We start from the raw sequence: 25,975 nt of genomic DNA, 5'->3' as shown, positions 1-25,975 counted from the left end.
GTGGGCGTCCCGGGCCGGGGCGGACGCCGAGGCAGGGCGACCGGGCCGGGGTCAGGCGGCGGGGGCCTTCGGGGTGGGGGTGTAGTCGCGGGGGAGCAGGGGGAGCCAGACCCGGAAGGTCGCCCCGCCGCCCTCGGTGTCGAAGACCTCGACGGAGCCGTTGTGCGCCTGCACGATGCCCGAGACGATCGCGAGGCCGAGCCCCGATCCGCCGGTGTCCCGAGCGCGGGAGGTGTCCGCACGCCAGAAGCGCTGGAAGATCTTGTCGCGGAGCTGCGGCGGGATGCCCTCGCCGTGGTCGATGACGTCGAGGTGTGCCATGCCGCGGTCGTCGTCCACGCCGATGCCGATCTCGATCGGGTCGTCGTACTCCGTGAAGCGCATGGCGTTGCCCATCAGGTTCGTCACGACCTGGCGGATCTTGTTCTCCTCCGCCAGGACGATCGGGGGACGGGCCGGCAGCACGACGGTCGGCAGGGGCGTGGTCTCGTCGGTCGGGGCGGTGCCGTCGACCCCCATCGCCCGGGTCCGGCGGGCGCGGAGCCGCGCGATGGTCTGCCGCGAGAACGCGATCGGGCCGGTCGTGTTCGCCGACGGCGGCGAGACCGGGGTCTCGCCGGTGTCCTGCCCGAAGGCGCTGGGACGCACCGCCTGCGGCACGCTGACACCGGTCACGGCGTCCTCGACCAGCACCTGGATCTCGCGGTCGGGGTTCGACGCCATGGTGTCGAGCGCCGAGTCCCGGGCGATGGCGACGAGGTCGACCGGGCCGAGTTCGAGCGGCTTCGACTCGTCGATGCGGGCGAGCTGGAGCAGGTCCTGCACGAGCAGGCCCATCCGCTGCGCTTCCTTCTCGATGCGGTCCATCGCCTGGGCGACGTCCTCCTCCTTGCGGAGCGCCCCCATCCGGTACAGCTCGGCGTACCCGCGCAGCGACACCAGTGGGGTCCGGAGCTCGTGCGATGCGTCACCGACGAAGCGGCGCATCTGGTCGATCGTGCGCTCACGGTCCTCGAACGCGGAGTCGATCCGCTCGAGCATCGCGTTCAGGGATCGGTTCAGTCGACCGACCTCGGTGTTCGGGGTGTCCGACTCGAGGCGCTGGTTGAAGTCGCCGGCGGCGAACCGGGCGGCGGTGTCCTCGACATCGCGCAGCGGGTCGAACGTCGCGGTCACGAGGAGTCGGGTGAGCATCGCGCCGAGCAGGATCACCGAGATGCCGAAGCCGAGGAAGATGACCGTGAAGCGCGCGATGGTCTGGTCGGTGTCGGCGCTGGACACGGCGACGAGCACGTAGCCGGTCTCGGACGTGCCGCTCGACTGGTTCTGCAGCGACGCGGGGATGATCTGCGCGCGCCACTCGTGGTCGTGCTGGCTGTCGTACAGCGAGAACCGCTGCGAGCTCTGCGCCGCGGCGGAGAAGTCGAGCGAGCGGATGTCCGGCCGGCTGGACGCGCGGGTCTGGCAGATCTTGTCACCGCGGGAGTCGTAGGCGGCGACGTACGCGCTCTGCGACAGGACGATCGACAGCGTGCAGTACTGCTGGCCGTCGCTGATGTTCTGTCCCTCGAGCTGCTCGGTCGTCTGCTTGACCGTGTTGTCGAGCTGCTGCATGAGGTACGTCGACAGCACCGTCATGGTGCCGAGGCCGGCGACGAGCAGTCCGAGCGCGACGAGCAGCACCGTGATCCCGGTGATCTTGGTGCGGAGGGAGATCCCGTCCCACCAGCGGCTCATTCGCGTGTGCATGCTGCCCCAACGATAAGCGGCGACCGCCCGGTGAAACCGGACGGTCGCCGTGTGCCCGGCGTCAGGACGCCTTGGACGCCTTCAGCATGTAGCCGAAGCCACGCTTGGTCTGGATGATCGGCTCGGTCGAGTACTGGTCGAGCTTGCGGCGGAGGTACGAGATGTACGACTCGACGATGCCGGCGTCGCCGTTGAAGTCGTACTCCCACACGTGGTCGAGGATCTGCGCCTTCGACAGCACCCGGTTGGGGTTGAGCATGAGGTAGCGCAGGAGCTTGAACTCGGTCGGGGACAGCTCGATCTGCGCGTCGCCGATCGTGACCTCGTGCGTGTCCTGGTCCATCGTGAGCTCCCCGGCACGGATGATCGCGTCCTCTTCGTCGTTCATGGTGCGACGGAGGATGGCCTTGATGCGCGCGACGATCTCGTCGAGCGAGAACGGCTTCGTCACGTAGTCGTCGCCGCCGACGGTGAGCCCGGTGATCTTGTCCTCGGTGTCGTCCTTCGCGGTGAGGAACAGGATCGGCGAGGTGTACCCGGACGAACGCAGGCGCTTGGTCACGCCGAAGCCGTTCATGTCGGGCAGCATCACGTCGAGGATGATCAGGTCCGGCTCCTCCTCGAGCACGGCCGAGATCGCCTGGGCCCCGTTGCCGACCGCACGGACGGCGAACCCGGCGAAGCGCAACGAGGTCGTGAGGAGGTCGCGGATGTTCGGCTCGTCGTCGACGATCAGGATCTTGGGGCCATCGGTCATGCCCCTATCCTCTGACCGTTCCCTCGAGGTTGCCTGGGAGTGGGTCGTGTGATGGCTACGCGGCTGCCAGGACCTGATCGGCGTCGAGGATCGTGTACGCGTACCCCTGCTCGGCGAGGAACCGCTGCCGGTTCTGCGCGAAGTCCTGGTCGACGGTGTCGCGCGTGACGAGCGTGTAGAAGGACGCGGGCAGGCCGTCCTTGTTCGGACGGAGCAGGCGGCCCAGGCGCTGCGCCTCTTCCTGCCGCGACCCGAACGAGCCGGACACCTGGATGGCGACGGTCGCGTCGGGCAGGTCGACCGAGAAGTTCGCGACCTTCGACACCACGAGCACGTCGATCGAGCCCTCGCGGAAGGCCTGGAACAGCCGCTCCCGCTCGTCGACCGGGGTCGAGCCGGTGATCTCGGCGGCGTCGAGTGAGGCGGCGAGGTCGTCGAGCTGGTCGATGTACTGCCCGATGACGAGGATCTGCTCGCCGTGGTGCTTCTCGATGAGCTCGCGCACGACCGGGGTCTTCGCGGGCGAGGTCGCCGCCATCCGGTAGCGCTCGTCGTCGCCCGACGCCGCGTACTCGAGGCGGTCCTGGTGCGGCAGGTCGATCCGGACCTCGTAGCAGGCAGCGGGGGAGATGTACCCCTGCGCCTCGATCTCCTTCCACGGGGCGTCGTAGCGCTTCGGGCCGATGAGGGAGAACACGTCGCTCTCGCGGCCGTCCTCGCGCACCAGGGTCGCCGTCAGTCCGAGGCGACGGCGGGCCTGCAGGTCAGCGGTGAGCTTGAACACCGGAGCCGGGAGCAGGTGGACCTCGTCGTAGACGATGAGCCCCCAGTCGAGGGCGTCGAGCAGCGACAGGTGCGTGTACTCGCCCTTCCGGCGCGCGGTCAGGATCTGGTACGTCGCGATCGTGACCGGCCGGATCTCCTTCGAGGTGCCGGAGTACTCGCCGATGTCCTCGGGGGACAGGGTCGTGCGACGCAGGAGCTCGTCCCGCCACTGCCGTGCGGAGACGGTGTTCGTCACGAGGATGAGCGTCGTCGCCTTGACGGTCGCCATCGCCCCGGCCCCGACGAGGGTCTTGCCGGCACCACAGGGCAGCACGACCACCCCGGAGCCCTGCGCGAAGAAGGTGTCGACGGCTTGCTCCTGGTACGGCCGCATGTGCCACGACGCCGTGTCGAGGTCGATCGGGTGCGGCTGGCCCGGCGTGTAGCCCGCCAGGTCCTCCGCCGGCCAGCCGAGCTTCACGAGCTCCTGCTTGACCTGTCCCCGCGCCCACGGCTGCAGCTCGATCTCCGAGGGGGAGCGCTGGTCGCCGAGCAGGGGCTTGATGCGCTTCGACCGGGTCACCTCGGCCAGCACCGACGGGTCCTCGGCGGTGAGGAGCAGGACCGGCTGGCGCTCGAGCTCCTCGGTCGGGGAGTTCGCGATCGCCGGGGCGTCCTCGCGCTCCTCGCGTCGGATGACGAGCCGACCGTACCGCGAGACGGTGTCGCGGATGTCGACCGTGACGCTCTGCGGGACGGGGAACTTCGCGAACCGCTCGAGCGTGCCGATCATCGACTCGGCGTCGTGGCCGGCCGCCCGGGCGTTCCACAGCCCGAGCCGCGTGATCCGGTACGTGTGCACGTGCTCGGGCGCGCGTTCGAGCTCGGCGAAGGCCGCGAGCTCGTGCCGCGCGTCCTCTGCCTGGGGGTGCGCGACCTCGAGGAGCACGGTGCGGTCACTCTGCACGATCAGCGGTCCGTTCATGACGGATCAGCCTAGGCGGCGTGGCTGCGAGCGGGTCCGCCGGGTGCGCATCGGTGGAGAACCGGCCCCGGCGCCGCGGCTGTGCAGGACCGCGCGGCTCAGGCTTCGCTCTCGACCGCGACGACGAGCGACAGCGGCAGCGTCCGCTCCACGTCGACGGCGGTGTCCCGACCGCGCACCCGCCCGGCGGCGACCGACGTCGGCACGATCGACATCGGGCGTTCCGACCCGTCCGGCATGCGGACCGTCAGCCGGATCGGCGTCTTCCCGCGCACCGCCAGGTCGATCTGCCGTCCGAGCCACTCCTGCTCCGGCTCCGCGTCACCGCGCTCCGTCGTCAGGCGCAGTCGTTCCACGAGCGCGTGCGCGGCCTGCTCCGGCGTGCGTCCGGAGCCACGACGACGGCCGGGAGGCGCGTCCTGCGTCACCGGGCGGGCCGCAGCCGTCAGCACGGCCGGGTACCGCTGCTCCTCGAGCGCCGCGTGGACCACGTGCGGTGGGTGCGGGGCGGTCAGGGTCGTCAGGTCGACCCGCTCCCAGGTGAGCTGCCGCAGCTCGGCGTCGACCCCGACCAGGTCGAGCTGGTCCGGCGTCCCGTGCACGACCGCTCCGCGGCCGTCCGGTGCGCCGTCGACCACGAGACCGCCGTCGCGCGACGCCACCTGGTCGACCAGGTAGCGCAGCGGCTGCGGCACGTCGGTCGCCGAGAGCCGCTCGAGCAGTGCGAGCAGGTCGTCCCGCGTCGTCCCCGCCCGGAGGGCACGGCGCACCGAGTCCTCGGAGACGCGGTAGCGCGCCGCCAGCCCCGGGGCCTCGAGGTCGGCCACGGTGCGGAGCGCGTCGTCGTCCGCCGGGGACAGCGGCCCGGGGGCGATCACCGTCAGGTCGTGCTGCAGGTAGACGCCGTCGACGGTCGGCGGCAGGTCCTCCGCAGCGGCGGCGGCATCGCCGTCGAGGACCGCGCGGCCCGTCGTGGTGACCGTGCCGTCGACCGCGAGCCCGAGGACCTCGGCGGTCCCGGCCACGTCGAGCAGCACGGCGTCGAGCCACCGCGCTCCTGCCGGGAACGCCCACCGCCCGACCGCGACCAGGTCGTGCAGGTCGTCGTCGGCCGTCCGGAGCACGTCGTGCACGGCGGGGTCGAGCGAGCGCCACCACCGCCCGGCGAGGTCGACCCAGCGGTCCGACCAGGCGGACACGAGCCACGTGCGACCGCCGGACGTCACGGCCCAGTGACCCTCGCCGGGGTCGGCGAACCCGCAACGGTCGAGCAGTGCGAGCCGGACGGGCACGACGTCCGGGTCCGCGCCGACGCGCTCGCCGAGGGTCCGGGCGAGCGGCGTGCCGATGCCGCCCTTGACGAGCTCGCGCACCTCGCCGGCGTCGATCGCCCGGAGCAGCTCGGCGAGCACCGTCATCGTCGTGAACGCGCGCTCGGCGCCGGTCGCACGGGCGCGGTCCGGGTCGGCCGCCTGCTCGTCGTGGGCGGCGGGGCGGGCCGGCGGCGTGCCTCCCGGCCGGAGGTCGGCGAGCTCCGGGTGGGCGGCCATGCGCGCGGCCACCGCGTCGTCGACGGCGCCGGAGTCGTCGGCCAGGCCCAGCGCGACCGCGGGAGCGAGCGCGTCGGCGGCGGTCGACCCGTCGCGGAGCGCGAGCAGCGTGGCCCGGGGCAGGTGCTCGAGTGCTGCGTCGACCGCTTCGTCGGTCCGGAGGGCCTCGGCGAGGTCGAAGAAGTCCGCAGCGTGCTGCGGGCCGGACTCGGCGAGGACCGCCGCGGGCAGGCGACGGGCGACGACGAGCCGTTCCAGGTCGTCGTCCGGCATCGCACGCAGGCGGGCGGCGAGGTCGGCGGTGGTCGTCATCGTCCGCCGCTCCCGGTCCTCAGCGTGCCGACCGGTTCTCGCGGGCGCGCTTGGTCCAGGTGAGGCCGAGCAGCACGAAGACGAGCACCATGCCGATGGGCAGCCCGACCAGCGGGATCGCCATGACCACCGGCCAGGGCATGGAGCCCTGCGCGCTCGGGACGGTCAGCCACATCACGATCATCGCGGCGATGCAGAGGAAGGCGGCGATGAAGATGCCGCCGATCATGAACCCGAGGACGCGTTCGGTACGATTGAACGTCACCGGGGTGTCCGCGGGTTCGCGCGTGTGCCCGGTGGATCGGGTCGGCTTGGCCATCGGCCCAGGATATCCGACGCACCACGGCCGTTCCAGACCACGAGGAGTCCAGCATGCCCACCGGCAAGGTCAAGTTCTACGACGACCAGAAGGGGTTCGGGTTCATCACCGGCGACGACGGTGAGCCGGTCTTCCTGCACGCGTCCTCGCTGCCGGACGGTGTCACCTCGGTCAAGGCCGGGACCCGCCTGGAGTACGGCGTCGTCCAGGGCAAGAAGGGCTCGCAGGCGCTGTCGGTGCGGCTGCTCGAGCCCGCGCCCTCGCTCGCGAAGATGTCCCGCCGCTCCGCCGACGACATGGCGGTGATCGTCGAGGACCTCGTGAAGGAGCTCGACCGGATCAGCGGTGACCTGCGCCACGGTCGCTACCCGAAGAACGGCGAGCGCATCGCCGCGATCCTGCGCCACGTCGCAGACCAGCTGGACGCCTGATGGCCGACCACACCGAGCTCGCGCGGAAGGCGCTGCTCGAGGTCACGCCGGAGTCGACCATCGGTCAGCCGGTCGGCACCGTGGACGAGGGCGACGGCGTCGTCTCGGTCCTCTTCTCGAACCGGATGCCGGGCTACCCGGGCTGGCGCTGGACGGTCTCGGTCGCGCAGGTCGAGGGCGACGAGCCCACCGTGCTCGAGGTCGAGCTCATGCCGGGCGACGGCTCGCTGGTCGCCCCGGACTGGGTGCCGTGGGCGGACCGGATGGCGGAGTACCGCGCCGGCCAGACGGACGAGGACGACGAGTCGGACGAGGACGACGAGGCGGACGACGACGACGAGTCGGACGAGGACGACGACCTCGACGACGCCGAGGAAGCGGACTACGAGGACCCGGACGACGACGAGGCCGACGACGACGCCGCGGACGACGACGACGAGTTCGAGGACGACGAGGACGACCTCGCCGAGTCCGACGACGACGAGCTGGACGGGGTCGACGTCGACGCGGCCGCCGCCGACGACGACGGCGCAGACGAGGACGATGACGAGGTCGCCGAGGTGTCCGCTCCGGCGCGCTCCCGTGGCTCGCGCCGACGGGCGTCCCGCGTCCGGCCGACCGACCCCGACGACGACCTCGAGCTCGACCGGCTCGACCCGTCCGAGACGGACCCGGAGCGCCACGGCGCCTGACCTCTCCTCGCAAGACGCAACGAAGGCGGTTCCCCGCAGCGGTACGACGCTGTGAGGAACCGCCTTCGTTGCGTTTCGCGGGATCCGACCCGGGGCGACCTCAGCCGCGCAGCTCGCCGACGACGAAGTCGATCGCCCGCACGAGCTTCGCGACGTCGTCCGGGTCGATCGCGGTGAACGTCGCGACGCGCAGCTGGTTGCGGCCGAGCTTCCGGTACGGCTCGGTGTCGACGATGCCGTTCGCACGGAGCGTCGCGGCCACGGCCTTCGCGTCGATCGCGTCGTCGAGGTCGATCGTCGCGACGACCTGCGACCGGTGCGCGGGGTCGGTGACGAACGGGCTGGCGTGCTCGGAGGCCTCGGCCCAGTCGTAGATCGTCGACGACGACGTGCGCGTCCGGGTGTCCGCCCAGGCGAGACCGCCCGACTGGTTGATCCAGCTGACCTGGTCGTCGAGCAGCAGCAGGGTCGCGAGCGCCGGGGTGTTCAGCGTCTGGTCGAGCCGCGAGTTGTCCACGGCGTTCTTGAGGGAGAGGAACTCCGGGATGTACCGGTCCGACGCGGCGATGCGCTCGACCCGCTCGATCGCGGCGGGGGAGAACAGCGCCAGCCACAGGCCGCCGTCCGAGGCGAAGTTCTTCTGCGGCGCGAAGTAGTAGACGTCGGTCGCGGAGACGTCGAACGCGGCACCGCCGGCGGCGCTCGTGGCGTCGACGACCGTCAGCGCGCCCTCGTCACCCGTGGCGCGGACGACCGGGGCCATGACGCCCGTCGAGGTCTCGTTGTGCGGGTAGGCGTAGACGTCGACGCCCTCCACGGGCTCGAGGGCGGCGAGCGAGCCGCCCGGGGCCTCGACGACGTGCGGGGCCTCGAGCCACGGGGTGTTCGTGGCCTTGGCGAACTTCGAGCCGAACTCGCCGAACGACAGGTTCTCGGCCCGACGCTCGACGAGCCCGAAGGCCGCGGCGTCCCAGAACGCGGTCGAGCCGCCGTTGCCGAGGACGACCTCGTAGCCGTCGGGGAGCTGGAAGAGGTCGGCGAGGCCGCGGCGGACGCTGCCGACCAGGTCCTTGACGGGCTTCTGGCGGTGGGACGTGCCGAGGATCGTCGCCCCTCGGGTCACGAGCGACTCGAGCTGCGCGCCGCGGATCTTGGACGGACCGCAGCCGAAGCGTCCGTCGGTCGGGAGGAGTTCGGCGGGGATGACGATGTCTGCCATGTGCCGATCCTAGCCAGCGGTATCCCAGCGCCACCGACCCTGCACCGGCCGGACGGGGCGGAGTCGCGCCGCGCCTCCAGGCCGGTGAACGCGCCCCGCGGTGCGGTTTCGTCGCACCGCTCAAGTAGGGTGGATCGGGCTGGGCCCAGACATGAGAGGCGGACCGTGACCGATCTCGTCGACACCACGGAGATGTACCTGCGGACGATCCTCGACCTCGAGGAAGAGGGGATCGTGCCGCTGCGCGCGCGCATCTCCGAGCGGCTCGGGCACTCCGGTCCCACCGTCTCGCAGACCATCGCGCGGATGGAGCGCGATGGCCTGGTCGTCGTCTCCGGTGACCGCCACCTCGAACTCACCGGCGAGGGCCGCTCGCGTGCCACGCACGTGATGCGCAAGCACCGGTTGGCCGAGCGACTCCTCGCCGACGTCATCGGCCTCGACTGGGCGTTCGTGCACGACGAGGCCTGCCGGTGGGAGCACGTGATGAGCGAGCAGGTCGAGGTGCGCCTGCTCGAGATGCTCGGCAACCCGACGGAGTCGCCCTACGGCAACCCGATCCCGGGCCTGGCGGAGATCGGCGGCCCGGCGGCGGAGCAGTTCCTCGACGGCGTGCAGAACATCGTCGCGGCGACCGACGGCACGGACGCCGTCGCGTCCGGTGTCGTCCGGCGGCTGGGGGAGCCCGTGCAGTTCGAGCCGGAGCTGCTGCACCAGCTGCGCACCGCCGGGGTCATGCCCGGCCGGGTCGCGCGGGTCCAGCGGGCCGGTGCCTACGTCGCCGTGCGGATCGACGGTGAGGACGCCGGTATCGAGCTCCCGACCGAGGTCGCGCAACACGTCTACATCGAGCGGGACTGACGGCCCGGAGCGCGCCCCGAGCCTGAGAATCGGCACAAGGTCACGAGCGCTGACCGCTGCTGATCAGGGGTTCGTGATCGTTCCGTTACCGAACCGTCGTTTCATCTCGACAAGGTAACGACCCCCACGTACACTCGTCGAGTCCCCGGGCCGCCCACGAGGCCCTGGACCCGTGGCAGGACGTCTCGAACCCGTCTCCTGCCTCGATCGGAAACGATGACGAACGGATGGGGTCCGCCCCTCCGCCCTGACCCAGGCGGAGACGGTGACGAGACGCCGGAGACAGCACCCTTGACGCAGACCGGTTCCGCCGCGGACGACCAGACGCCCGCGAACCCGACGAACACCGCGAACGACGCCCCGCTCACCCGGCGGGCCGCGCGCCAGAACGAAGCCCCCGCCCGTCGCGTCACCCCCGTCCGCGACGCCCCGCTCCCCGGCGGCCGCCGTGCCGCCCAGGCCGCCCGCGCCGCCGAGGCCGCCAAGGCGAGCAGCTCGGCCCGCAAGCGCCGCTTCCTGGCCCCCGTCGTGCTGACGGTCGCCGTCGGCATGTTCGGTACGGTCGCGGTCGCCCCGGCCGTCGCCGCCACGCAGCAGAACGGCACCTCCGCCGCCGAAGCGCAGCGCCAGGTGCGCGCGACCCAGGCGCAGCAGTTCTCGGTCTCCGACGCGGTCGCCCTCGCCGGGACCTCGCGTGACGGCTTCGGTGCCACCTCGCAGTCCACGCTCGACGCCGAGGCCGCGCAGAAGGCCGCCGCCGAGCAGGCCGCTGCCGCGCAGGCGCAGGCAGCGGCGACCCAGGCGGCGCGTGCGCAGACCGCGAAGCAGTACTCGTCGTACAGCGGCCCGTCCGCGAACGAGATCGCGACGACCGCGGCCGCCGCGAACACCCCGTTCTCGCTGCCGGCCGTCGTCGCGACCGCGAAGCAGTACATCGGCACGCCGTACGTCTTCGGTGGTGCGGACCCGTCCGGCTTCGACTGCTCGGGCTACATCATGTACGTCTACGCGCAGTACGGCATCAGCCTGCCGCACTCGGTGCCGCTGCAGGACGCTGCGGGCACCACCATCCCCGAGTCCCAGGCGCAGCCGGGCGACGTCGTCATCTTCAACGACGGGTCGCACGACGGCTTCTACATGGGCAACGGCATGATCATGGACGCGCCGAAGCCCGGCGGTTCCGTCTCGATCCGCCCGATCTGGACGAGCAACTACCACATCGTGCGCTTCGGGATCTGACCCCGCACGCCCGCGCAGCGGTGACGACGAGTGTGTCGTTCCCGTGAACACTCCCGGAAACCGGCCCGCACACCCTCGTGCCGGGCCGGTTTCCGACGTAGCCTGGTGTTGCACCGGTCCGATCCGGCCCGAACACGGGAGACCTCATGTCAGCGTTCCGCACGACCCGCACCACGGGTCGGCGCGCGCTCGTGGACATACGGTCGACCGCCCCCTGCGTGCACCATCACGCACCTGCATGACGAGAGCACTGCCCATCCGGGTGGTGCTCTTCGTGGTTCAGGGCGTGGTCGCAGGTCGCGGTCCCCTGTCGACGTCGATCGACCCGACGCACCCGCAGCGCCTGGAAGCCGTCCAGGCACCGTCGGAAGGGAACCCATGCGCACTCTCGTCCTCAACGCCGGTTACGAGCCCCTCGCGGTGATCTCGGACCGACGGGCCCTCGTGCTGGTCATGAACCAGAAGGCCGCCGTCATCGCCGCCGACATCGACCACCCGGTCATCGGGTCGACCGCGAGCTTCGATCGTCCGTCCGTCATCATCCTCACCCGCTACGTGCGCATCCCGCACGCGAGGCTCGTGCCCGTCTCGCGCCGCGGGGTCCTGCGGCGGGACGCCAACCGCTGCGCCTACTGCGACCGGCACGCCACCACGATCGACCACGTGCAGCCGCGGTCGCGCGGTGGGCAGGACTCGTGGGAGAACCTCGTCGCGTGCTGCCTGGCGTGCAACAACACGAAGGGCGACCGCACCCCGCAGGAGATGGGGTGGCGGCTGCGGTTCCGGCCGAAGGCACCCCACGGGGCGTCGTGGGTGGTCCGCGGGATCGAGCGTCCGCAGTCGGAGTGGGACGAGTACCTGGTGGCCGCGTAGCTGCGGCTGTCGCCGTCGACGGACGGGAGGCGCGTGGCGGGCCCGCCCCGCGCCTCCCGTCCGTCCCCTGGTCGCGTCGGGCGCGCGTGGTCGCTTGGTCGGATCGGGCGTACCTGGTCGGATCGGGCGTACCTGGTGGGATCCGGCTACCTGGTCGGATCGGGCGTGCCTGGCGGGATCGGGCGTACCTGGCGGTCGAGAACGACCCGGTACGCTCCATTCCGCTTTCCATCTCGCGTGTCCTGGGAAGGAACGGGCAGGCGTAGCGTGCGAGCCATGAGCGAGACGCCCGCGATCGACGACGCCGTGATCGACGACCTCCGGGCCCGGCTGCGCGCCACGCGGTGGCCCGACGTGCCCGTCGGCACCGGGTGGTCACTCGGCGTCGACGTCGACGAGCTCCGGCCGCTGGTCGAGTACTGGGCGGACGGGTTCGACTTCGACGCGCACCAGGAGCAGCTCGCCGCGCTGCCCTCCGAGCGGCACGTCGTCGACGGCATCCGGGTGCACGTGCTGCACGCACGGTCCGGCCGCCCCGATGCGCTCCCGCTGCTGCTCGCGCACGGCTGGCCGGACTCGGGGTGGCGGTACCGCAAGGTCCTGCCGATGCTCGTCGAGGCCGGGTTCGACGTCGTCGTGCCGGACATGCCCGGGTACGGGTTCTCGGCAGCGCCGCCGCGGGTGCTCGACGCCCGCGAGGTCGCCGGCATGTGGGCGTCGCTGATGACCGAACTCGGGTACGAGCGGTTCGCGGCGTCCGGCGGGGACATCGGCACGCACGTCGTCCGGTACCTCGCGCTCGACCACCCCGACGGAGTCGTCGCCGTGCACCGGATCGACGGCGGGCTGGCCTGGCCCGGGATCGACACCGCGTCCCTGTCGTCGGCCGAACGGGCCTTCGTGCAGGAGACCGAGCGGTGGCGGGTCGCCGAGGGTGCCTACGCGATGATGCACCGCACCAAGCCGCAGACCGCGGCCGTCGGACTGACCGACTCGCCCGCCGGGCTCGCCGCGTGGATCGTCGAGAAGCTCCGGTCGTGGAGCGACTGCGGCGGGGACCTCTGGTCGGTGTACACGCGGGACGAGGTCCTCGCGCTGCTGACCGAGTACTGGGCCACGGCGACGATCGGGTCCTCGATACGGATGTACCACGCGAACGCTGCGATCCCCGCCGAGCAGTTGAGCCGGCGGGTGGAGGTGCCGTCGGGCTTCTCGGTGTTCCCCGGTGACATCGTCCGGGCGCCGCGGGAGTGGCTCGAGCGGACGACGAACCTCGTGTACCACCACGAGCTCGACCGGGGCGGGCACTTCGCGCCGTTCGAGCAGCCGCAGCTGTTCGTGGACGAGGTCTGCGCGTTCCTGGAGCCGTACCGCCGCTAGAGTGGACGGGCCAGCCTCTGTAGCTCAATGGAAGAGCAGTTCCGTCCTAAGGAAACGGTTGGGGGTTCGAGTCCCTCCAGGGGCACCAGTAGTCCTGATGCGGGTTCGAGTCCCTGCAGTGCTGATCCAGGGGCACCAGTAGTCGTGATGAGGGTTCGAGTCCCTGCAGTGCTGATCCAGGGGCACTCCTCACCCGCGATCTGTCGCCGGGTTCTCCACAACCGTCGCCCTGGACGGTAGTGCGGCCCGAGCGCCCCGTACGATTGACCCCGTGTCCAAGGTCCTGAGCAGTCTCCCCGTCGGCGAACGAGTCGGCATCGCGTTCTCCGGAGGTCTCGACACCTCCTGCGCGGTCGCCTGGATGCGCGAGAAGGGAGCGGTGCCCTGCACGTACACGGCCGACATCGGCCAGTACGACGAGCCGGACATCGACGCCGTCCCGGGCCGCGCGAAGGAGTACGGCGCCGAGATCGCGCGCATCGTGGACGCGAAGGGCGCCCTGGTGGAGGAGGGGCTCGTCGCCCTGCAGACCGGCGCCTTCCACATCCGCTCCGGCGGCAAGACCTACTTCAACACGACCCCCCTCGGCCGTGCGGTGACGGGCACGATGCTCGTCCGCGCCATGAAGGAGGACGGCGTCGACATCTGGGGCGACGGCTCGACCTACAAGGGCAACGACATCGAGCGGTTCTACCGCTACGGCCTGATGGCCAACCCGCGGCTCCGCGTCTACAAGCCGTGGCTCGACACCGAGTTCGTCGAGGAGCTCGGCGGCCGCAAGGAGATGAGCGAGTGGCTCGTCGCCCGGGGCTTCCCGTACCGCGACTCCACCGAGAAGGCGTACTCGACCGACGCGAACATCTGGGGCGCCACGCACGAGGCGAAGAGCCTCGAGGAGCTCTCGAGCGGCTTGGACATCGTCGAGCCGATCATGGGCGTCGCCGCCTGGCGTGACGACGTCGAGGTCGCCACCGAAGAGGTCTCCGTCCGCTTCGAGGCCGGCCGTCCGGTCGCGATCAACGGTGTCGAGTACGCCGACGCCGTCGCGCTCGTCTACGAGGCGAACGCGATCGGCGGCCGTCACGGACTCGGCGCGAGCGACCAGATCGAGAACCGCATCATCGAGGCGAAGAGCCGCGGGATCTACGAGGCGCCGGGCATGGCCCTGCTCCACATCGCGTACGAGCGCCTCCTCAACGCGATCCACAACGAGGACACCGTTGCGGCCTACCACAACGAGGGTCGCCGCCTCGGCCGCCTGATGTACGAGGGCCGCTGGCTCGACCCGCAGTCGCTCATGCTCCGTGAGTCGCTGCAGCGCTGGGTCGCCTCCGCGGTCACCGGCGAGGTCACGCTGCGCCTGCGTCGCGGCGACGACTACACGATCCTCGACACCACCGGACCGGCGCTGTCGTACCACCCGGACAAGCTGTCGATGGAGCGCGTCGGCGACGCCGCGTTCGGCCCGGACGACCGCATCGGGCAGCTGACGATGCGGAACCTCGACATCGCCGACTCGCGCTCGCGGCTCGAGCAGTACGCGGCCGCCGGACTCATCGGTGGCGCGACGGGCGAGCTCGTCGGGCAGCTGCAGTCGGGTGAGGCCGAGGAGATCCTCGGCGGGGCGGTCGTAGCCTCCGCGGCCGACGTCGCGCTCGGCCGTGCGACGGACGCAGCGTCGGAGGGCGCCGCGTTCGACTCCGGCACCGACTGACGCGCACCGCGTCGACACGAACGGGAGTCCCTGCCATGCGCAGGGGCTCCCGTTCGTCGTACCGGCGGGCGCCGGACGTCCGTGTCGGGCGCGCCGTCCGACAATGCGCGCGTCGATCGACAGGTGTGATGTCGTCCTGTGCGTGCGCATCGGATGCGTCTGCATGGTGCGACATCGCGCGCGTCGATCGACACGTGGGACGTCGAGGAAGGCGTGTCGACGGAGCTGCCGCGCCTCCCGTCCGTCCCGTGCGGGCGTCTACCGCCGCTCGGCGGTCTCCGGACGCTTCTGCCGCCACGGCTCCGCAGGCTGGTCCGGGCCGCCCCAGACCTGCACGGCACCCCACGCGGCTGCCAGGAGCGGCACCGAGATGATCGCGCCGGTGATGCCAGCGAGCACCGTGCCCGCCGTCAGACCGATCAGGATGACCAGCCCGTGCAGCTTCAGCGTCTTGCCCATCAGCACCGGCTGGAGCAGGTTGCCCTCGAGCTGGTTCACGAGCACCACGATGCCGACGACGATGAGCGCGGCGACGGGACCGTTCGCGACGAGGGCGACGAGCGCGGCGAGGATGCCCGCGGCGGTGGCGCCCACGATCGGGATGAACGCGGTGATGAACACGACGACGGCGAGGGGGAGTGCGAGCGGGACGCCGACGATCGCCAGGCCGACGCCGATGCCGATCGCGTCCACCGCTGCGACGCTCGCCGTACCGCGCACGTACCCGCCGAGGGTCTGGACGACGCGGTCGCCGACACGACGGGCGCGGTCGTAGCGGGCGCCGGTGAAGGGACGGAGGAGGAACTCCCAGATCGCCGGCCCGTCCTTGAGGAAGAAGAACAGCACCACGATCATCAGGACGAGCCCGGTCAGGAAGTTCGCCGTGGCCGATGCGCCGGCCAGGGCGCCGGACCCGAACTGCGAGCTGGTCAGGAAGCCCTGCACCCCGTCGACGACCTGGTCGACCTGCTGGTCGGAGATCGAGAACGGCAGGTGGTCGACGGCGTCCTGCAGCTGCTGGAACCCGCTGATCGCGGACTTCTGCAGGTCGGGCCACTGGGCGATCACGGCGACGACGATGAGCCACCCGACCAGGCCGAGGACCACGAGGACACCGAGCAGCACCGCGAGGGTCGCGAGCACCGAGGGCACCTTGTGCCGGCGGAGCCACGAGACGACCGGGTGCATGGAGGAGGCGATGATCAGGGCGAGGAGCACCGGGATCGTCACGACGCTCAGGGTCGCGGCGGCGTAGACGATGCCGCTCGCGATCACGAGCACGATGATCACCTGCAGGCACCGGGTGGCGAGGCTCCCGAACCCGTCGGTCCACTTGCGGGCGAGCGGACCGGGCTGTCGGTCGGGGTCGGTGTGCGGGCTGCCGAACAGGGGCATGGGGCTCCTCGAGGGTGGTACGGAGCCTCCACGCTACCGACGCAGCCGACCCGCGGCCGATGACGTCCGGGGACGCCGCTAAGCGCATCGCCCTGGACGCGCTCCACACCCGCTCTTACGCTGGGGTCACCGGGTTCACTCACAGGGTCCCGTCGTCACGATGCCCTCGCGGACTGCGAGGTCTGGCACAGCGGGGCGGCCCGGTCGGATCCGAGGTGAGCAACACCTCGATGAAGGGCTGGTCCTCATGGCCGCCACGTACCCGTGCTCCACGCACCTCGACTTCTCGGCGGGTCACACCCGCACCGCCGCCTCAACCTTCGCCGCCACGACCCTGCAGGTGCTCTCGTGACGCCCCGCCCCACCGAGGACTGGCACCGTCACGGCATGCGCTCGCCGGAGGAGGTCGCCGAGCTGATCGCCGACCGCGTCGGCGGCACCTCGGACGCCGCCGTGCCCGCGGGGCCGGAGCACGACGAGCCCTCGTACGCGGACTTCCTCGGCGACCAGCTCTGACGCGGCGCCCCCGTTCGAGGTGGCCCCGTTCGAGGTGGCCCCCGGACGGGGGCTCGTGCCCCCCGTCGCCGTGCGTGAATGATCCTCGACAAGGGCCACGCGCCCCGTCCCGTCTCACCAGCGGGACCCTGGATCAGGAGGACCCGACGTGCACGATCTCGACACCCATCCGTTCGACCGCCACATCGGCCCGCCGCACATCGAGCGCTTCCGGCTCACGCGGACCGACGAGACGCTGCGCGTGGTCTGCACGTGCGCGATCGGCACCGACCACGACAACACCATCCGGCACCCCACCGCCCCCACGATCGGCTGAGTCGAGCGGGTGAACGCGAGCCGGGTGCTCCCGGTGAATCCGGACGAGTGCGCGCGAGCAGCGGGATACTGAGACCGTGCGTGAACTCCAAGCCACCATCGCCGCGGACCTCGACGTCCAGCCGACCATCGACCCCGAGCAGGAGGTCGCCCGACGCGTCGGGTTCCTCCGCGACTACCTGACCACCACCGGCGCGAAGGGCTACGTCCTCGCCGTCAGTGGTGGGCAGGACTCGACACTGGCCGGTCGACTCACCCAGCTCGCCGTCGAGTCCCTCCGCGCCGAGGGACGCGAGGCCGAGTTCGTCACCGTCCGCATGCCGTACCGGGTGCAGGCCGACGAGGAGGACGCCCAGCTCGCGCTGCGGTTCATCGCGGCCGACCCGGGCATCGTCGTCAACATCGAGCACGGTGTCGACGGCGTCGTGCAGGACACGACCGAGGCGGGCGTGCCGCTGAGCGACTTCGTCAAGGGCAACGTCAAGGCGCGCACCCGGATGGTCGCGCAGTACGCCGTCGCGGGTCAGCGCGGCCTGCTGGTGGTCGGCACCGACCACGCGGCCGAGGCCGTGACGGGCTTCTTCACGAAGTACGGCGATGGTGGTGTCGACCTCACGCCCCTGACCGGGCTCACCAAGACCCAGGGTCGCCAGCTCCTCGAGCACCTCGGAGCGCCGGCGCGGCTGTACGAGAAGGCCCCGACCGCCGACCTGCTCGACGACCTGCCCGGACAGACCGACGAGGCGAACCTCGGGCTGACCTACGCCGAGATCGACGCGTACCTGCAGGGGCACGACGTGCCGGACGAGGTCGCCGAGGCGATCGAGACGCGCTACCGCGCGACCGAGCACAAGCGCCGCGTGCCCGCCACCCCCTTCGACAGCTGGTGGCAGCAGGGCGCGTAGGCGCGTCCGCACACGATCCGGCCGGGAGGCGCGGTGCAGGTCCGACCTGCACCGCGCCTCCCGTCTCGTCTGCGGCAGGAGCGTGTGGTCGCTCCGTTCTCCACAGCCCCGGTCGAGGCGCGGCCGGTCCGACCCCCGTCGCTCCTAGGATGGTCGCAACGGAACAACAGATGCGGAATCCCGGTCGCGACCGACCGTGACGGGTCCGCTGGGGGGAATCATGGAAGTCCTGCTCGCGCTCGGTGCTGTCCCGCTGGTCATCGTGGGGATCATCGTCCTCGCCGTGATCGCGCTCGTGTACGCCAAGCTCGTCTACCGGAACGCCGGTGCCGACGAAGCGCTCATCATCACCGGCAAGCGCTCGCGCAAGGTGCGGAACCCGGACGGCACCGAGACCGTCGAGTCGGGCATCAAGGTCGTGCTCGGCGCCGGCGTGCTCGTCCGTCCCTTCTTCGAGCGGGTGGCGAAGATCTCGCTGTCGTCGCGGGCCATCGACATCAACGTGAACGCGCAGGACTCCCGTGGTGTCACGATCGACGTCGAGGCGGTGGCGCTCGTCAAGGTGGGCGAGGCCGACGCCTCCATCCGTGCCGCGGCGCAGCGCTTCCTCGGCCAGGAGAAGAAGATCGACGACTTCGCCCGCGAGGTCCTGTCCGGGTCCCTCCGCGCCTCGATCGGTGCGACGGACGTGTCGACCATCATCCGCAACCGCGACCAGCTGACCGTCGCGGTGCTCGACGTCGCGAAGGACGCCCTGCACAGCCAGGGCCTCGACGTGGACTCCTTCGAGATCAAGGGCATCTCGGACCGCAACGACTACATCAGCGACCTCGGTCGTGCCGAGCGCGCCCGCGTCCGGCTCGAGGCCGAGAACGCCGAGGCGCAGGCCGACCGTGAGGCGCGCGAGGCCCGGGCGACCGCGGACCAGGCGATCGCCGAGGCCGAGAACACCCTGGCCATCCGTCGTGCGGCGCTGCAGCTCGACGCCGACCGAGCATCGGCCGAGGCGGCTGCGGCGGGTCCGCTCGCCCAGGCGCGGGCGTCGCAGGGCGTGGTCGAGCAGGAGCAGATCACCGCGCAGAAGCGCGCCGAGCTCCGCCGCGCCGAGCTCGAGTCCGAGGTCACCGCGGTCGCCGAGGCGAACGCGCGGAAGACCCGCGTCGAGGCCGAGGCGGCTGCGGCGGCACAGGTGGAGACGGCTCGTGCCCAAGCCGAGGCGCGTCGCATCTCGGCCGAGGCGGTCGCGGCCGAGGCGCAGGCCGAGTCCGAGGCCCGCAAGCTCGCCGCCGACGCCTCGCGTGCCGAGGGCGAGGCGGCCGCTGACGCCATCCGTGCGAAGGGTCAGGCCGAGGCCGACGCCACCAAGGCGCAGGCCGACGCCCTCGCGCAGCACTCCGAGGCGGTGCTGCGGGTCAAGGCGATCGAGACCCTGCCGAGCATCGCCCGCGAGCTCGCCGCCCCGATGAGCAACATCGACAAGCTCACCGTGGTGTCCTCGGACGGTGCCGGCGCCCTGTCGAAGAACGTGGTGAGCCAGTTCAGCGAGGTCGACGCGCTGCTCGGGACCACCGCCGGCTTCACGCTGAGCGACATCGTCCGGAGCACGGCGACCGGTCAGGCCGCTGCCCGGGCGGTCGCGCGCGAGCAGGACGCCGCACCGGTCGACTGACAGGCGGCCTCGTGCCCGCGGGCGCGGTCGGGATCAGCCCCGGTCGCGCCCGTCGTCGTCTCGGCGTCGCTGCTGGGCGCCGGCGTCCTCGCGGGGGTCGATGCGGGCGTCGTCGCGAGGGTCGTCGGTCGGCCCGTCCTCGAACGACTCCTGCGGCTGACCCTGCAGCGCGTCCCGCTCGGCCAGACGCTGCTGCCACACGACACTGCGCGCGGCACCCTCGAGCACGTCCTCGACGTTGCCGCCGGTCTTGGCCGCGAGTGCGCCGCTCAGTCCGGCCGTGAGTGTGCCGCCGGCCGATGCCAGTCGCTCGACGACCTCCTCCTGCCGGGGCGTCAGCGGTTCGTCGACCATGCTGTCCACGGTCTCGCGGATGTTCTCCTCGCTGGCGTCGAGCGAGGCGTCGTCCCCGGCGTGCAGGGCGGCGGCTTCGCCGACGACGACGAGTCCGAGCCGTGCGGCGTCGTCCTCGGCACGGGGGCGTTCGTTCTCGTCGGTCATGGCGGGGACGCTACGCCCCGGGTGATGTGCGGCCGTCAGCCCGCTGTCCCCCCCGCCCACCCAAGCGCAGCCGCCCCGCCCGTGCGCAGCCGCGCTCGCCGCCTGGCCGACGCCGTGCCCGCGCGCGGGGCCGACGCCGCGCCCGCCGCTTGGTCGACGCCGCGCCCGCCGCGTGGTCGACGCCGCGCCCGCGCGCGTGGCCGTGCCCGGGAACGACGGAGGACCCCGGACCTTGTGACGGTCCGGGGTCCTCGGTCGTGCGTGTCCGACGCCCCCACGTCGGTCAGCGGTGTGTGCAGCCGATCAGCGGCGTGCACCCCGACCGGCGAAGCGCGTGTAGAGGAAGAGCACGATGACGGCGCCGATGATCGAGCCGATGATGCCGGCGGGCTGGAAGAAGCCGTCCATCGGGTCGTGCTGGAAGATCAGGAACCCGAGGAACCCGCCGACGAACGACCCGATGATGCCGAGCACGATCGTCATGAGGATCGACATCTGCTGCTTGCCGGGGATGATGAGCCGGGCGAGGGCGCCGGCGATGAGGCCGATGATGATGAGGCTGATGATGAGACCGAGCACGGGGTCCTCCTTGGGTCAGACCCGCCGCGGTCCGGGGGTGTCCGCGGTCGTGGTCGGCCCCGATTGAACTCCGGTCGCCCCCAGCGTGCTCACAGCCTGCGCGGAGGTACAGGCCCGGGCGACGGTCAGACCGCGCCGGTGGCCTCGAGTTCGGCCTGCAGCTCGGCGTCCGAGGGCTCCACGAAGTGCTTGCCGTTCGGCAGCACCACGACGGGGATGTTCTTCCGACCGCTGATCGCCTCGGCGCGGTCGGCGGCGGACAGGTCGGCCTCGACGTCCACGTAGTCGTAGTCGACGCCGAGCCGGTCGAGGAGCGCCTTCGACCGTCGGCAGTCGCGGCACCAGTCCGCGCCGAACATGGTCACCTTGTCGAACGTCGCATCAGTCATGTCCGTACAGTACGTCGGACGGCGGCCGGACATTCCCGCGACCGACTGCCGCGCCGGGGAGCACGATGACGTCATGACCGCGATGACGGACGGCGCCGTCCACCCGCACCACCGCCACGGCTGGTGGTGGAAGACCCTGCTCGCCGGCTTCCTGCTCTGGGCCGCCACCATCGTCGTCACCGTCGTGACGAGCAACACGAACCTCGTGCCGACGATCATCCTGCTCGGCAGCTTCCTCGTCCCGTTCACCGTCGTGCTCTTCGTCATCGAACGGGTGACGGGCACCGTGAGCACGATGCAGCTCGTCACGGCGTTCTTCGTCGGCGGGATCCTCGGTGTGCTCGGCGCCTCGCTGCTCGAGGCCGACCTGCGCCAGGACGCGTTCGTCTTCGTGCTCGTCGGATTCGTCGAGGAGTTCGTCAAGGCCGTCCTGCTCCTCGTCGTCGGGTGGCGGGTGCGGCCGAAGTCCGCGCGGCAGGGGGCCCTGCTCGGTGCGACGGTCGGCGCGGGGTTCGCGGCCTTCGAGTCCGCGGGCTACGCCTTCAACGCGGCGATCACCCAGCGCGGCATCGACCTGTACTCGCTGCTGCAGACCGAGGTGGTCCGTGCCGTCCTGTCCCCGGTCGGCCACGTGCTCTGGACGGCGATCATCGGCGCGGTGCTGTTCGGCGCGGCCCGCGGCGGCGTCCGGTTCCGCTGGTCGTGGTGGATCCCGGGAGCCTACGTCGTCGCGGCGGTGCTGCACGGGCTGTGGGACAGCAACGGGACCCTCTCGACGCTGCTCGCGTTCGTCCTCACCGGCACGCCGCTCTCCGCCGCGGCCGCGGGGACGGTGCCGCCGGGCCTCGCGGGCATCGCGACGACCCTGTACGTGGTGGGGCTGGCCGTCGTGACCGCGCTCGGCGTGACCGTGCTCGTCGCGGTGCTCCTGCACCACCGACGCACGGAGCGCGCGCGGGGTCTCGAGGACCGTGACGCCGCCGTGCCGGTGTGGACGACGACGCCGCCGCCGCACGCGCTCTGACCGAGCGCCCTCCGCCCGCGCACCGCAGACGCCCGCGCACCAGACGCCCGCGCGCGACTCCCAGCACACCCGGCCACCTGCGCGACACCGGCCGGACTCCCGCGCCCCCTACGATGGCCCCATGCCGCAGCGACCCGACCCCGAGCGGGCCGCCTGGGCCTCCGCCGCGGTCCGTCGATTCGCCGCGGCGACGAACCTGCTCGTCGCCGGCCGCACCTTCCGCGTGCTCGGCGGCGATCCCCGCGACGCCGCGGCGCTCGTCGCGCTGCTCACCGGGCTCGGTGCACGCGCAGCCGCGGACGTCGGAGCGATCGACCAGCTCTGGTGCCTCGGCGACCCGGACGAGTCGACGGCCGCCGTCGAACGCGAGGCTGACCGCCCGCGCGGCGCCACCCTCGTCGTCGTGGACGCCGGCCGGTACGCCCCCGCGGTCGACGAGGACGCCTTCGGCCCGGTCGCCCCGGCCCGGCCCGGGGTGCTCGCGGTGCCGACGCTGTCGGACGACGTCTTCCTCGTCTCCACGGGACGCGAACCCGAGGCCGACCCGGCCGCCGGAGCACGCGTCCGCTGGGCCCGGCGGCACATGCCGGTCGCCCGCGCGGTCGCCGCGGAGCTCCGCGACGGCGGCCTGCTCCACGGCACCAGGGTCGGCGTCGCGATGGTGCTCGAGCCGAAGACCGCCGTGCTCGGCCTGCTCCTGCGCGACGCCGGCGCCGAGGTCGTCGTGTACGCCCACGCCGACGAGACCGACGACGCGGTCGCCGAGGCGCTCCGCCGCGCCGGTCTGCCGGTCCATGCGGACAGCACCGCGTCGCTCGCCGAGCAGCACCGCCTGGCACTCGCGATGCTCGACACCCGACCGCACGTGCTCCTCGACGACGGCTCGCACCTGATCCGCCTCGCGCACCAGGAGCGGCCCGACCTGCTCCCGACGATGCTCGGCGCGGCGGAGGAGACGACGAGCGGCCTCCGGCCCCTGCGCGTCATGGCCGAGCGCGGCTCGCTCGGCATCCCCGTGATCGCGGTGAACGACGCCCGCACGAAGACGCTCTTCGACAACCGCTTCGGCACCGGCCAGTCGACGGTGTTCGCCACCCTCGACCTGGTCGACGCGCTCCCGTCCGGCGCGCACCGCGTCCGGTCTGGAGGCGCGGCCGTCGTCGCCGGGTTCGGTCCCGTCGGCGAGGGGGTCGCCCAGGTCCTCGTCGCGCTCGGCTTCCGGGTCACCGTCGCCGAGGTCGACCCGGTCCGCGCCCTGCAGGCGCGCTTCGCCGGGCACGCGGTCGCCCCGCTCGTCGACGCGGTCCGCGACGCCGACCTCGTGGTGAGCGCCTCCGGCGTGCGCGACACGATCGACCACGGGGTGCTGCGGGCCTGCGCCGCCGGAGCGGTGGTGTCCGTCGCCGGCGGTGTCGACGACGAGGTCGCCCTGACCGCGGCGACCGACGTCGGCGCGGTCCGGACGACCGAGGCGCAGCACGTGGAGCGCCTGACATGGCCGGACGGCCACCACGTGCTCGTGCTCGCCGGGGGCAGCGGGGTGAACACGAGCGCCGCCGAGGGCAACCCGGTCGAGATCATGGACCTGTCCTTCGCGGTGCAGCTCGGCGCCCTGCGGATGCTGCTCGAACGCGGGGACGAGCTCCCGCGCGCCGTCGTGCCGGCCGACCCGGCGGTGGACGAGGCGACCGCCCGCGTGGCGCTCGCCGCCTGGGGGAGCCGGGTCGCGCCTCCCGTCCAGCTGCCGGAGCAGCCCGCCGACCGCGAGCCGGACGTCCGGACCCACCGCTTCGGGACGCCCCGGTGACGGCCTCGTCCGTCGTGGTGCACTCGGCGCGCGTCGTCGTGCCGATGACGGCGCCGCCGATCGCCGACGGGGCGGTCGCGGTGCAGGACGGGCGGATCCTGCACGTCGGTGACCGGTCCTGGGTCGTCGACCAGCTCGACGCCGTCGGGCGCACGTGGACGGAGCGTCGCTGGCGCGGTGCGCTCCTGCCGGGCCTCGTCAACGCGCACACGCATCTGCAGTACACCGGCATGTCCGGTGTCGGCCAGCGGCAGTACGCGGGTTTCGAGGACTGGGCTGCCGCCTTCAACGACGACTACGCGCTCCCGCACGACTGGCGAGCCGAGGCGTCCGCGGGCGCGGTCGCGTCGCTCGCGGCGGGGGTCACGAGCATCGCGGACGTGGTGACCGACATCGAGGCGGCGGACGTCCTGGAGCGGCACGGCCTCGGCGGCATCGCCTACTGGGAGGTCATGGACTGGGAGAACGCGGCGTGGGACTCCCACGGGCGCGCCCAGGTCCTCGACGAGCTCGCCCGCATCCCGACCACGCCGGGGGCCGGACTGTCGCCGCACGCGCCGTACTCCCTCGACGTCGCGCCACTGCTCGAACTGCCCGACATCGTCCGGCAGCGCGGGCTCCGGCTGCACCTGCACCTCGGCGAGGCGGCGTTCGAGGGGGAGCGGGTCGCGCTCGGGCCGGTCCCGGGGCTCGAGGGCGTCGACGGAGTCGGGCACACCGCGGACTGGCACCTGGCGAACGTGCCGTCCTTCCGGGCCATGCGCGCCCTCGGGTTCGGGGCGAGTGCCACGGCCTTCGTCGATCGGCTCGGCGTGCTCGGACCCGACTGCCACATCGCCCACGGCGTGTACGTGACGGCGTCCGACCGGGCGTTGCTGCGCGCCCGTGGCACCGCGGTCGCGCTCTGCCCGCGGTCGAACGCCGTCATCGGCCTCGACCCACCGCCCGTCGCGGACTACCTGCGCGAGGGCAGCCCGATCGCGATCGGCACGGACTCGCTGTCGTCGTCGCCCTCCCTCGACCCGATGGCCGACGTCACCGCACTGCACCGGATCGCCCGTTCGCAGGGGTACGGCCACCGTGACCTGCACGAGCGGTTGCTCGCAGCGGCGACCCTCGGCGGCGCGCACGCCATGGGGCTCGCGGTCGGCCCCGACCGGACCGGGCACCTCGCCGTGGGCGCACGCGCCGACCTGGCGGTCTTCGACGTCGACGCCCGGACCGTGCCCGACGCGCTCGCCGAACTCGTCGAGGACGGGGCCGGCCGTGCCGTCGCGACCGTCGTCCGGGGTGTCGTGCGTGCGACGGACGGCACCGTGCACCCGTTCGGACCCGATGCTCGCTCCGCATCCACGCCGGTGCCCGAGCCCGCTGCCGGCCCCGTCGACGCGCCCGAGCCCGTCCCCGCGCCCGTCCGCGCACCCGACCCCGCCCCCGCCCGTCCCCAGGAGGAACGATGACCGACACCGCACCCCGCCCCGGCATGGTCGCCCGCCGCACCGTCGGCGGCGAGCTGATCGAGTGGCTCGACGTCCCGCAGCGCGCTGCCGCCCTCGCCATGGAGCCGCACCCGGAGGGCGGCTGGTACGTCCGTACGTGGACCTCGCCCTCGACCGTCGAGACCCCCGCGGGGGAACGCCCCGCCGCGACCCTGATCCAGTTCCTGCTGCCCCCGGGCGAGGCCTCGGCCTGGCACCGCGTGACGAGCGACGAGATCTGGATGTGGCACGGGCCGGACACGGTCGTGCTCGAACTCGGTGGGTCCGGCGACCGTCCGGAGCCCGGGGACCGGATCACCCTCGGCCCGGACGCCGGGCGGCACCGGCTGCACGACGCGCAGGCCTTCGTGCGCGGCGGCGTCTGGCAGCGCACCCTGCCCGGTGACGGCGAGGTGCTCCTCAGCTGCATGGTCTCGCCGGGCTTCTCGTTCGACGACTTCACGATGGCGTAGCGACCGGCGTCGCGGGCGGTCATCCGCATCGCGCTGGTATCCCAGCCACCGGTACACTGCGTCCTGCCCGCTCCACCC

The 25,975-nt window shown here is 72.3% G+C and carries 25 protein-coding genes and 1 tRNA gene; 16 read left to right on the top strand and 10 right to left on the bottom strand.

Going from position 1 to position 25,975, the window contains the following annotated elements; translation table 11 throughout:
* Positions 1-51: 51 nt before the first annotated feature.
* The 5 genes from C1N91_RS14410 to C1N91_RS14390 form a co-directional block, all read right to left on the bottom strand.
* A complete protein-coding gene (locus tag C1N91_RS14410; protein ID WP_137768279.1) occupies positions 52-1,749 on the bottom strand; it encodes a sensor histidine kinase in 1,698 nt (565 codons plus the stop codon).
* A gap of 61 nt (positions 1,750-1,810) precedes the next feature.
* Complete coding sequence (locus C1N91_RS14405; protein WP_056120555.1) at positions 1,811-2,506, bottom strand: response regulator transcription factor; 696 nt, start codon at positions 2,504-2,506, stop codon at positions 1,811-1,813.
* A 55-nt stretch (positions 2,507-2,561) separates the two neighbouring features.
* Positions 2,562-4,256, bottom strand: coding sequence for a DNA repair helicase XPB (locus tag C1N91_RS14400; protein ID WP_058750589.1), 1,695 nt, complete (start codon positions 4,254-4,256; stop codon positions 2,562-2,564).
* A gap of 98 nt (positions 4,257-4,354) precedes the next feature.
* Positions 4,355-6,118, bottom strand: coding sequence for a helicase-associated domain-containing protein (locus tag C1N91_RS17140; protein ID WP_137768278.1), 1,764 nt, complete (start codon positions 6,116-6,118; stop codon positions 4,355-4,357).
* Between the two features lie 19 nt (positions 6,119-6,137).
* Positions 6,138-6,437, bottom strand: a complete 300-nt coding sequence (locus tag C1N91_RS14390) for a hypothetical protein (RefSeq protein WP_137768277.1) — start codon at positions 6,435-6,437, stop codon at positions 6,138-6,140.
* A gap of 53 nt (positions 6,438-6,490) precedes the next feature.
* Here C1N91_RS14390 and C1N91_RS14385 point away from each other — a divergent pair, with 53 nt between their 5' ends.
* Both C1N91_RS14385 and C1N91_RS14380 read left to right on the top strand, forming a co-directional pair.
* Entirely contained in the window at positions 6,491-6,868 is a 378-nt protein-coding gene (locus C1N91_RS14385) for a cold-shock protein (protein WP_058729979.1), read from the top strand.
* Positions 6,868-7,560 (top strand): DUF3027 domain-containing protein, encoded by a 693-nt coding sequence (locus tag C1N91_RS14380; protein ID WP_137768276.1) that lies wholly within the window; start codon positions 6,868-6,870, stop codon positions 7,558-7,560. The genes C1N91_RS14385 and C1N91_RS14380 overlap by 1 nt, the downstream gene beginning before the upstream one ends.
* A 100-nt stretch (positions 7,561-7,660) precedes the next feature.
* Here the strand turns inward: C1N91_RS14380 and serC are convergent, their stop codons facing one another.
* Positions 7,661-8,779: a phosphoserine transaminase gene (gene serC / locus C1N91_RS14375; RefSeq protein WP_137768275.1), complete on the bottom strand. Its 1,119-nt coding sequence runs from the start codon at positions 8,777-8,779 to the stop codon at positions 7,661-7,663.
* Between the two features lie 165 nt (positions 8,780-8,944).
* Between serC and C1N91_RS14370 the strand changes: the two genes are divergently transcribed.
* From C1N91_RS14370 to argG, 6 genes are all read left to right on the top strand, one after another.
* The gene (locus C1N91_RS14370) at positions 8,945-9,640 is read left to right on the top strand and encodes a metal-dependent transcriptional regulator (RefSeq protein WP_137768274.1); all 696 of its coding nucleotides are present in this window, start codon (positions 8,945-8,947) and stop codon (positions 9,638-9,640) included.
* Between the two features lie 291 nt (positions 9,641-9,931).
* Positions 9,932-10,879, top strand: a complete 948-nt coding sequence (locus tag C1N91_RS14365) for a C40 family peptidase (protein WP_137768273.1) — start codon at positions 9,932-9,934, stop codon at positions 10,877-10,879.
* Positions 10,880-11,257: 378 nt separating this feature from the next.
* Positions 11,258-11,752 (top strand): HNH endonuclease, encoded by a 495-nt coding sequence (locus C1N91_RS14360; protein ID WP_137768272.1) that lies wholly within the window; start codon positions 11,258-11,260, stop codon positions 11,750-11,752.
* Positions 11,753-12,028: 276 nt separating this feature from the next.
* Positions 12,029-13,132, top strand: coding sequence for an epoxide hydrolase family protein (locus C1N91_RS14355; protein WP_137768271.1), 1,104 nt, complete (start codon positions 12,029-12,031; stop codon positions 13,130-13,132).
* 13 nt (positions 13,133-13,145) lie between these two features.
* Positions 13,146-13,220 (top strand) — tRNA-Arg (locus C1N91_RS14350).
* A gap of 183 nt (positions 13,221-13,403) precedes the next feature.
* The gene (argG, locus tag C1N91_RS14345) at positions 13,404-14,846 is read left to right on the top strand and encodes an argininosuccinate synthase (protein ID WP_137768270.1); all 1,443 of its coding nucleotides are present in this window, start codon (positions 13,404-13,406) and stop codon (positions 14,844-14,846) included.
* A gap of 258 nt (positions 14,847-15,104) precedes the next feature.
* Here argG and C1N91_RS14340 read toward each other — a convergent pair whose 3' ends face one another.
* Complete coding sequence (locus C1N91_RS14340) at positions 15,105-16,241, bottom strand: AI-2E family transporter (RefSeq protein WP_137768269.1); 1,137 nt, start codon at positions 16,239-16,241, stop codon at positions 15,105-15,107.
* A gap of 387 nt (positions 16,242-16,628) precedes the next feature.
* On the opposite strand from C1N91_RS14340, the gene C1N91_RS17135 reads away from it, so the two are divergent.
* The 4 genes from C1N91_RS17135 (at position 16,629) to C1N91_RS14330 (ending at position 19,646) form a co-directional block, all read left to right on the top strand.
* The gene (locus C1N91_RS17135; protein WP_263480165.1) at positions 16,629-16,757 is read left to right on the top strand and encodes a hypothetical protein; all 129 of its coding nucleotides are present in this window, start codon (positions 16,629-16,631) and stop codon (positions 16,755-16,757) included.
* A 148-nt stretch (positions 16,758-16,905) separates the two neighbouring features.
* Positions 16,906-17,073, top strand: coding sequence for a hypothetical protein (locus C1N91_RS16785; RefSeq protein WP_175416045.1), 168 nt, complete (start codon positions 16,906-16,908; stop codon positions 17,071-17,073).
* A 76-nt stretch (positions 17,074-17,149) separates the two neighbouring features.
* Positions 17,150-17,977, top strand: coding sequence for an ammonia-dependent NAD(+) synthetase (gene nadE / locus C1N91_RS14335; RefSeq protein WP_137768268.1), 828 nt, complete (start codon positions 17,150-17,152; stop codon positions 17,975-17,977).
* A gap of 220 nt (positions 17,978-18,197) precedes the next feature.
* A complete protein-coding gene (locus tag C1N91_RS14330) occupies positions 18,198-19,646 on the top strand; it encodes an SPFH domain-containing protein (RefSeq protein WP_137768267.1) in 1,449 nt (482 codons plus the stop codon).
* Positions 19,647-19,679: 33 nt separating this feature from the next.
* On the opposite strand, the gene C1N91_RS14325 is transcribed toward C1N91_RS14330, so the two are convergent.
* From C1N91_RS14325 to C1N91_RS14315, 3 genes are all read right to left on the bottom strand, one after another.
* A complete protein-coding gene (locus tag C1N91_RS14325) occupies positions 19,680-20,147 on the bottom strand; it encodes a hypothetical protein (RefSeq protein WP_137768266.1) in 468 nt (155 codons plus the stop codon).
* Positions 20,148-20,450: 303 nt separating this feature from the next.
* The gene (locus C1N91_RS14320; protein ID WP_058730098.1) at positions 20,451-20,726 is read right to left on the bottom strand and encodes a GlsB/YeaQ/YmgE family stress response membrane protein; all 276 of its coding nucleotides are present in this window, start codon (positions 20,724-20,726) and stop codon (positions 20,451-20,453) included.
* Positions 20,727-20,851: 125 nt separating this feature from the next.
* Positions 20,852-21,115 (bottom strand): glutaredoxin family protein, encoded by a 264-nt coding sequence (locus C1N91_RS14315; protein ID WP_058749273.1) that lies wholly within the window; start codon positions 21,113-21,115, stop codon positions 20,852-20,854.
* Positions 21,116-21,188: 73 nt separating this feature from the next.
* Between C1N91_RS14315 and C1N91_RS14310 the strand changes: the two genes are divergently transcribed.
* The 4 genes from C1N91_RS14310 to C1N91_RS14295 all read left to right on the top strand — a co-directional run bounded on the left by C1N91_RS14310 (position 21,189) and on the right by C1N91_RS14295 (position 25,897).
* The gene (locus C1N91_RS14310; protein ID WP_137768265.1) at positions 21,189-22,139 is read left to right on the top strand and encodes a PrsW family intramembrane metalloprotease; all 951 of its coding nucleotides are present in this window, start codon (positions 21,189-21,191) and stop codon (positions 22,137-22,139) included.
* 121 nt (positions 22,140-22,260) lie between these two features.
* Positions 22,261-23,946, top strand: a complete 1,686-nt coding sequence (locus C1N91_RS14305; RefSeq protein ID WP_137768264.1) for an adenosylhomocysteinase — start codon at positions 22,261-22,263, stop codon at positions 23,944-23,946.
* On the top strand, positions 23,943-25,406 hold the full coding sequence (locus tag C1N91_RS14300) for an amidohydrolase family protein (protein ID WP_368074202.1): 1,464 nt from the start codon (positions 23,943-23,945) through the stop codon (positions 25,404-25,406). The genes C1N91_RS14305 and C1N91_RS14300 overlap by 4 nt, the downstream gene beginning before the upstream one ends.
* Positions 25,403-25,897 carry a cupin domain-containing protein gene (locus C1N91_RS14295; protein WP_254678268.1) on the top strand — a complete coding sequence of 165 codons (495 nt, stop codon included), beginning with the start codon at positions 25,403-25,405 and terminating at the stop codon, positions 25,895-25,897. The genes C1N91_RS14300 and C1N91_RS14295 overlap by 4 nt, the downstream gene beginning before the upstream one ends.
* Positions 25,898-25,975: the final 78 nt, after the last annotated feature.

Source organism: Curtobacterium sp. SGAir0471, assembly GCF_005490985.1.
GTDB lineage: Bacteria > Actinomycetota > Actinomycetes > Actinomycetales > Microbacteriaceae > Curtobacterium.
The sequence above is the reverse complement of the archived record's forward strand: the minus strand, read 5'-3'. Positions and strand labels throughout refer to the sequence as shown.